We start from the raw sequence: 8,387 nt of genomic DNA, 5'->3' as shown, positions 1-8,387 counted from the left end.
CTCAACTAGCCAACGCTTGATTGAACTATGACATGGATGTGGTATTGGCGGATTTTGGGAGCAGTAGAGAAATCTCATGTAAAACAAAGATTTCGTCGTACTGCCCCAGCAAGGCTGACTCGACTTCTCAAAAGCACAAGCATTGAGAAGTCAGACAGCTACTGCGATAAACAGCAGCCACTATCAGAGTAAAGAAGTGACTGCTAGCAATATTCACTAATTTCCTCGGGAGTCTCAGCCTTCTGGGCAATCTTACATCAAATGCAGTCACTTAGGGCAAGTTGATGAAATGGAGACAATCCCATAACATCCAATGATGACGTCCCATTCATCCTCATTTTTTGCCTTTTTTATCATTATTAATCGCTATATGTCCATAAAAAGAAGATAGGGACTGGGAAAACTTAATGTCCCGGTCCCCTTCTAAAATTAATTTAAACGATCAATATACGCGTCGAACGCATTCACAAAACGCTTCATATAAGAAATCGTACGTTCGTCTTCAATTGTCCCTGCGTCTGTAATTAATTCGTGTACACGGCCAACAACCAATTTAGGCCCTGGCATAATGTGCGCATTCATCGCTGTTAAAGTTTGTCTTAACTGTGCTTGTGACAATGCTGAACCTGTTGCGCCTGGAGAGCAACCTGCAATCGCAAACGGACGGCCAATGAGCGGGGAACGATCGCCTTTATTTTTAATACGAGAAGCCCAGTCAATTGCATTTTTCAATGGCCCTGGTGTCCCATTATTATATTCCGGTGTCACGATGACAATACCGTCTGCTTCACCCAACGCATCACGGAATGCTGTCACAGCTGTTGGTTCTTGGTCGCCTTCAAGGTCAAAGTTGTATACGGGCACATCTTTGAATGACACTTCTTTAATATTCCAATTTTCAGGCACTTGTTGCATCATTTTCTCCATATAAATACGGTTGTATGAATCTTTCCTCAAGCTACCACAAATAAATACAATGTTTTTCATAATGTTTCTCCTTTAGATAGTATTTTTACCAATATGTTTATGACTGACTTTAAATTTGCTACTATCATAACACAGGTTTTTACATTTTACCGATAGCATGAATCAAATTTTATTTTCCATAACCTACTCTTTGCATTGACTCAAAAATTCAATCAATGAACACCATAACTAATAACGCTTTCTATTTATACCTCTTTTCTCCGTATTCTCGAAATCACAATATTGGCTTGTGCTTGTGGTATATACCATTTATTCATCATCACTGGATTTGAATCTTTCGCATAAATCGTTTCCACAAGCAGCCAACAGTGCTCGCCTCCATCGAAACTGATGTCACCGTGATTAAAATGTGGCACCTCTGTCGTCATTACTTTTAAATCAGATTGCGCTGCTCGCTCGTAAATCGTCTTTTCTACAAATTCGGTGATCGCCGCTTCTTCTTTCAGTTGAATGTTCAATGTATCAATGACATGAAACGGCACAAAGGTGAAACAAAATGCATCGGCTATTGTCGCTTTTTGATTTTCGCGTTGATAATAACGTTCCATTGCAACGAGTGCTTTCGGATGAGTTGGAAAGAGCGCATTCGTGTATTCACTTGCTAGATCTATACGATAATTCATGAATACAAGATGCATACACGCCACTGCCATTTGGTCGAGTGGATGTTGAAACGCTTCGATACTCGACGCCCGTTGTACATCACCTGTCTGTGGTAAAACGACATGACCTTTGCCACGGATACTTTTAATCATCCCATCTTCAACTAAAATTTTGATAGCTTGACGCACTGTCACACGACTGACACCAAACCGTTCGCACAGTTCTTTTTCACTTGGCATCACTTGTCCCTTTGGATATTTTCCGATTTGAATTTCGTTAAACAGTGTATTGTAAATAGCTAAAAATTTAGGTTTTGTTCGTACCAATCGCACCACACCTCCATCATGTTCTCGCTTTATTTCTCCCTCTAAGACAAATTGGGTCCACATCACCATAAAAATGAGCATTCGCTTAATGTTTCGTCATCAAATGTTCAAAACTATAATTAAATAGTATATTGATAAAATTTTCACATACCCCTATACTTTGGATATCTTATACAACAAGGAGGTCCTGATATTGAGACAACGACAATGGGGCATGTTGCTCTTTACAGGTATTATTGGAGGCATACTATCTGGTATCGTTAAACTCGGTTGGGAAGTGATGTTTCCACCGCGTACACCAGAAAGAAACGCGACGAATCCACCACAAGAATTGTTACAACAAATGGGATTCAGTCATGACTTTACATACCAAACGTATACATTTTCACATATGGCTCTGCCGTGGGTAAGTTTTATCGTACATTTCAGTTTTTCAATTGTGATTGCTGTGATTTACTGCTTGTTAGTGAGAAAGTATGCGGCTGTGGCTATGGGATACGGAGCTGTTTTTGGGATTGTCATTTGGGTACTCTTCCATTTGATTTTAATGCCGCTCATGCACACAGTACCTGCACCGTGGGATCAACCTTTCCATGAGCATTTATCTGAACTGTTCGGACATATCGTTTGGATGATGACGATTGATGGGGCACGACAATTGTATCTTTATAAACACGAATCTCAACCTCAATAAAATATGAAAAGGGACTTGGACATCTCATGAATCCGAGCCCCTTTTTAACTGGATTATTTTTTATCTGTGATTGGCGTATCATCTTCCATTTGTTCATAATGATACTTCACTAACTCAAAGAATTTGTCCATGTTGTAATTCCATCTATTATAATACGCGATTGGGTCTGTATGCGTTGTGCCACCCCAATATTTCATAACAGCATAATGACTAATAATCGATCCTACCCCTGCTTGATCGTCAGCTAATGTCGGTTCAATATTTTGCTGTTTCAACATGTACGCTGCGAGCCATGCTTGGTTATTCACTGATCTTGCAAAGTCATCAAAGCTATACATCCGGACGACTTCAATATGATAGAAGTACGGGTTCGCTTGTTTACCTGCACCCCAAGCGATATAGTTAGATGGTGCTGTGATATGGATTTGATTGGCATCTACAAATGCGTGGACAAAAGCTCTATCGTACGTGGCATACATTCGGTCGACCCATTGTTGTAACGTGCGATAATCTTCACCGACTTCATGGATAACGACACCGATATACGTGCCATATTTATACGAAATTTTAGGGAGTGTGTCCATACGTGCATCTTTGACAACTGGGGAGTGTGGGATGTGATTTTTTATAATGTATTGGTTGACATCAGGGTAAGGAATCGGTGGAAAAGCTTCTGACGATGAGTGTGCTTGTTGCTGTTCACTTTGAAGTGCGAGATTTTGATGGTTCGGTACATTTAGAGGTTTTTGTATGGCGGTCGGCACGCCAGTTGTTGACGCAAAAGCCGTTGTAAATAAAGTTCGTGCGTAATTTGTTGTGGCAAAGCATAATGTACTAAGTGTCATTACAGTAGACAATGCCATCGTAGTGAAACCTTTGAGCATTTTAACCACACCTTTCTCTCTTTTTATTATTTAAACAACAACGAATCCTATAATACTTTTATACAATAGATATTACGCCGTTCTTTGTTAAAGTCAAGCCCCTATCGTTTATCAACGTATTGTTTTATATTTAGGTGTGGCTTATTTTCCTTTCTCAAAACAGTTTCTATATTATTTTTCCACTATTTTTTTGAATTCACTTTATATATGATTGTTCATTTGCACGTTTGAAGTGAGGTATGCGCCCTTTATTTTTACAACAAATCAGGGGCTGGACAACTTCATGCCCTAGCCCCTTGTGTTTTGCTTAACGGATTAAATTGGAATGTACTTTGCTTACTTTGCAGCGTTTTTTAGAGTGTTGTAAATCGCATCATTTTTATGCACGTCCTCTTTTTTACCAAAGTCAGGACTGTTTGGATCTTCATTCATATGGTCATAATTGAAGACACCCCAATTGCCATCACCTTGTGCATCATTGTTCCAAAATGTCCACGATAAATGATTATGATTCGCTTTATTCATAATGTATTCAAGGTCACCCGGTTTAGCGCCAGGTCCACCTTTCATAGATTGAATGTTGAACTCACCTAAATAACTTGGTACATCAAAATCACTGTTTTCGATACTATCTAACTTTTTATCAAATGATGCTTGGACACTTTCATCAAATTGGGTCGCGTAATTATGATATTCATAGACAAGACTGTCCGCTGAATCATGATAATAAGAAGGCTCTTTCATATTTTGAGGGTCCCACACCGCTTCTAAAAAGATAATATGTTTGTCACCTGTATCACGAATCGACTTGATGGCATCTTTATAAAAGGCATGAACTTGGTCATCACTCTTACCATCATCTTTATTTTTAGGTTTTACGCCTTTAGGTTCATTTAAAATGTCATAACCGGCAATCGCACTTTCATTTTTGTAGTGATCTGCCATTTGATATAAAATTTCTTTTGCTTTACCTTGTGCATTATTATCTTCCCAAAAACCGCCATAGCCTTCGTTGCCACCGTTCGTATCAGCTGAGTGTTCCGCTGCATTTTGAGATTGTGGTACACCGTGGAAGTCGAGAATAACGTACAGTCCGTGTGCTTTCGCTTTTTCTACAAATTTATCCACTGTATCAAATGAATCCGCTTCGACTTTTACATCGTCAGGGTTCATTCCTTTTTGATAATTGGTGATGTTAATATAGTTCAGCGGCAAACGTATTGTATTCATTCCCATCTCTTTTACGCGTTGAAAATCTTCATCTTTCCAATGATTGTCTGCATAGGTATTCAATTTCTTTCTCGCTTCATCAGGACCAAATTCATCGTCCATTTTATCTTTCAATGCTTTATACGATAAATGCTGATAAGGTTTCGGAAAATCCTTATACTGGTCACCTGTAATACCACCTAAATAACCTTCAGTTGTAAACGCATTGCCTGCATTCACACCTTTAAGTTGAAATGCTTTCCCATCTTTTTGAATCGCTTTACCTTCCGTTTTAAGCTGACTCATCTCTTCAGCATTAGCGTGATGTGTTGGTAAAGCAAGCGTCGTCAATGTCGTTGCGGCTAATATCGAACTGATTACACGTTTCTTCATCCAATCACCTTTCCTTCATTCATTATGCATGCTCAAAATCTACGTCTTGGTCATTGTAGTGATTAATTGCATCTTCATCTAAATGGAATGATTCTTCGTTCATCTTGAAGTCTAATGGTAAGTTTAAGTCGAAGTTTTGATCTTTAATGAACTGTTGTTGTACTTTCAAGCGGTCGAATACATTCGTATCGTCACTATGATTATTTTCATTTTCTTTTTGTGTTGCCTGGAAGCGTCCGTCTAAAAAGTGATTTAAAAAGTCCGCTTCATCTGCGCCTTGTTTTGGTGATTTGTCGCCACTTTCTTCAATGGCTTTTTCCCGTAATTCATCAAAACTCCATTCGTCAGCATCTTTTTCGAGATAGCCACCTTTTTTGAATTCACCTGGACCGTGTTTAACAATGGCATCAAAATAAATGTATTGTCCTAACTGTGATAACCCATCCTCTTTAGCGGCACTCACAGCCTTGTCCATATAGTCTGTTTTCAAAACGTAATTTTGCGCTTTTACAAAATTATCTCTGTCATTTTGATTTGCCTCTTTCCAAGCTTTTTCAAAACCGTCTAACCCTTCATGAGACTTAGAGCCTTCTTGCGCATGTTTTTTTAATGCACTTTCATATCGTTTCAACGGGTTATTTGGATTTAACTTGTTGTAATGCGCTACAAGATGGACCATATCATCCGTACCCGTTGTAAAACCAATAACCCCTGCTGTATAGCCTCTTCCATCACCAATATCTTCTATATATTCATAGTTGTGAGAGTAGTTACTGTCAGTATTTTCTGCTGCACCTACTAATGCCATAATTGTTTTACGTAGATGATAGTTGCTGTCCATGTAGTTATCCGGATTAATGTCACTCGCTTTTTGTGAAATTTGTGTTGTCACATCTTGAGTGGTTGCTTGTGCTACACTACCGTATGTCGCAAAACTTGATGCGACGACTGCTCCAGATAAAATGACCTTAACTGTGTTCTTCATTTTTCTCCTCCTATGCATCACTGAACTTTTAATCATAAGCGTAATCACGATTCCCAATCAAAACGGTTCAACATCCGCCTTAACAAAGTTAGCCTAGCTAACAAATAAAGCATAATCCTTTTTTATGATTTTCGCCAGAAAGGTAAGCGCTTTCTATTGTATTATTAATTAAAAGTTTAAACTGAGTATAAATTCTTCATATTATCATCACTATTTTTTACATATTCAAAAAATAGTTAACAACTTTGGAATGTACTTCAACATAAAAATGGCTAGTATGTTTAGAAAGGTTTAATAAACGTGATGATGTGGAAGATAAAAAAGGTATATTTTACAAAATTCTAAAATAATCATTTCAATTAAATGAAACTTATGATTATAATGACAAAAAGGAGGCTATCACAATGTCAACTACATCAGAAAAATTGTTAGCTTGTCTTTCTTATTTCAGCGTATTTTTTGCGCCAGTATTATTTCCATTGATTGTATGGCTTGTCGCTCCACAGCCTGTTTCAACACATGGCAAAAAGGCATTGATTTATCACATTTTGCCGACCGTATTTTCCCTTATCGCGTTTGCTTCGTTTATCGCGATAGTCAATACAAGCAGTGCAGTGGTGACAACTTTTCTTGTCATTCTCATCATTGTCACAGTTGTAGGGTCACTCTATTACATCGTTTATAACCTATACTGTGGTATCAAAGTATTAATTGTCGAACAAATTTAAATAATACCGAACATTAAGAGGATTTAAGGTAACAAAATTATCGGAGAGGGTTGGGACTTCATTGAATTTCCCAGCCCTCTCTTCCTACGATGAGCGAAAATCATAATGTGGAAATGTAAAATCAATCAAGATTAATGAGGACCATTTGATTAAAATATATCAAAGTAAGACAATCAAAAATTTGGTTTCCCATCCTCCCTTTTCTTTTGGGCTAGGCATGTTTTTGAATGAAGTGATGAATATGATTCCAGGCCGTCCGAGATTCAGGAAGCCATGGCGTTAAAATATAAAATGTGTGGAACATGCCATGATAAGTGATAAGTTGTGCCTCACCGCCTGCTTGGTTCACTTTATGTGCAACAGTTTGACTGTCACTTAATAACATTTCGTCTTCACCTGTTTGGATTAACATCGGTGGCATATGACGATAAGTGCCGTATGCCGGAGAAACGTACGGCTTCTTCAGCTGTGACTTTTGAGCGTAAGGTACTGAAATATGGGTATTTGCGTCATCAATCGGTTGATCAGAGCCAAAAATGACGTCTTTATGGAAGTTTTTTCGATATGATGCCCCTTCTGCCGCCAAATCAGTCCATGGTGACGACAAAATTAACATTTTAGGCAATGCTTCATGTGTATCTTGTAACTTGAGTGTGAGTGCCAAAGCTAAGCCACCACCTGCTGAATCACCGGCGATAATGATTTGATCAGCATCATACCCTTGTTTTAATAGCCAACGATAGCCATCCTCCACATCATTAAGCGCAGTCGGATAACGATATTTCGGCGCGACACGATAATCAATGGAAAATACCGGTGCATTTTGACTCGCTTTTGAATAACGAACTGCCGCACGGTTATACACATTTGAAAAGCCATTAATGTAGCCGCCACCATGTATTTGATACACAATTTGTTGCGATGATGCATGTTGTGGCTTCAGTAAATACCCTTTCACTTCTTTTAAGTCTACAGCTTGATTCGTATAGTGCTTCGGCGGATGCCAATCTTCAATATGATATGTATTTTGATGCTGTGTACTTAGTGCATCGTCCGAAAGTAAATCACGCGTCGTTACTTTTAACAAGCCCGCTACCAAATTCCCGCGAAATGAAACATCGTGTTGAAGGCGACCATAATTTAAAATCAACACAATCCCTATTAGCAATACGACACCCATTAGCTGTCCTCTCTTTTGATGAAATTGTCGTTGATGCCACAACACAAATACAGCAATACTTATTAGCAATATACCAACGTACGCCCATATATGCGCACCTAAAATCCATAATAGTAACTCCAATAAAATAAAAATGATGAGTACTAGCAGTTTTAAAATGATCCGCAACATACACATACACCTCTTTACATAATTCAACTGCACTTCTTTATTGTTTCTCGTTGCCATCATTTTTTGATATGTGATATTCATACTGTAACATATTTATAATAAACCATTATATGACTGCCTCGCATCCTCCCCGCTTCAACTCCTAAATCGTGACAAATGTCATATCGTCATGATGACAAACCTCACTACAAGCGAGTGGCACCGTTCACATACAATAAACATAACCT

General features: G+C 38.4%; 8 protein-coding genes. 2 read left to right on the top strand and 6 right to left on the bottom strand.

The features are described 5' to 3' along the window. Positions 1–429: 429 nt before the first annotated feature. A complete protein-coding gene (locus tag CCE82_RS06525; protein ID WP_086428607.1) occupies positions 430–987 on the bottom strand; it encodes an NADPH-dependent FMN reductase in 558 nt (185 codons plus the stop codon). A 185-nt stretch (positions 988–1,172) separates the two neighbouring features. Further along, the gene (locus tag CCE82_RS06520; RefSeq protein ID WP_338062203.1) at positions 1,173–1,916 is read right to left on the bottom strand and encodes a GntR family transcriptional regulator; all 744 of its coding nucleotides are present in this window, start codon (positions 1,914–1,916) and stop codon (positions 1,173–1,175) included. Between the two features lie 214 nt (positions 1,917–2,130). On the opposite strand from CCE82_RS06520, the gene CCE82_RS06515 reads away from it, so the two are divergent. Continuing rightward, positions 2,131–2,610 (top strand): YagU family protein, encoded by a 480-nt coding sequence (locus tag CCE82_RS06515; protein WP_086428709.1) that lies wholly within the window; start codon positions 2,131–2,133, stop codon positions 2,608–2,610. Between the two features lie 53 nt (positions 2,611–2,663). Here CCE82_RS06515 and CCE82_RS06510 read toward each other — a convergent pair whose 3' ends face one another. The 3 genes from CCE82_RS06510 to CCE82_RS06500 all read right to left on the bottom strand — a co-directional run bounded on the left by CCE82_RS06510 (position 2,664) and on the right by CCE82_RS06500 (position 6,081). Further along, complete coding sequence (locus CCE82_RS06510; RefSeq protein WP_086428606.1) at positions 2,664–3,494, bottom strand: peptidoglycan recognition protein family protein; 831 nt, start codon at positions 3,492–3,494, stop codon at positions 2,664–2,666. 336 nt (positions 3,495–3,830) lie between these two features. After that, positions 3,831–5,096: a glycoside hydrolase family 5 protein gene (locus CCE82_RS06505; RefSeq protein WP_086428605.1), complete on the bottom strand. Its 1,266-nt coding sequence runs from the start codon at positions 5,094–5,096 to the stop codon at positions 3,831–3,833. Between the two features lie 22 nt (positions 5,097–5,118). After that, positions 5,119–6,081 (bottom strand): chitosanase, encoded by a 963-nt coding sequence (locus tag CCE82_RS06500; RefSeq protein WP_086428604.1) that lies wholly within the window; start codon positions 6,079–6,081, stop codon positions 5,119–5,121. 404 nt (positions 6,082–6,485) lie between these two features. On the opposite strand from CCE82_RS06500, the gene CCE82_RS06495 reads away from it, so the two are divergent. Continuing rightward, the gene (locus CCE82_RS06495; RefSeq protein ID WP_086428603.1) at positions 6,486–6,809 is read left to right on the top strand and encodes a magnetosome magnetite crystal formation protein family; all 324 of its coding nucleotides are present in this window, start codon (positions 6,486–6,488) and stop codon (positions 6,807–6,809) included. Between the two features lie 211 nt (positions 6,810–7,020). Here the strand turns inward: CCE82_RS06495 and CCE82_RS06490 are convergent, their stop codons facing one another. After that, positions 7,021–8,160, bottom strand: a complete 1,140-nt coding sequence (locus CCE82_RS06490; protein WP_159454523.1) for an alpha/beta hydrolase — start codon at positions 8,158–8,160, stop codon at positions 7,021–7,023. Positions 8,161–8,387 lie beyond the last annotated feature (227 nt).

Origin of the sequence: Staphylococcus cornubiensis (assembly GCF_900183575.1) — a bacterium.
Lineage (GTDB): Bacteria > Bacillota > Bacilli > Staphylococcales > Staphylococcaceae > Staphylococcus > Staphylococcus cornubiensis.
The sequence above is the reverse complement of the archived record's forward strand: the minus strand, read 5'-3'. Positions and strand labels throughout refer to the sequence as shown.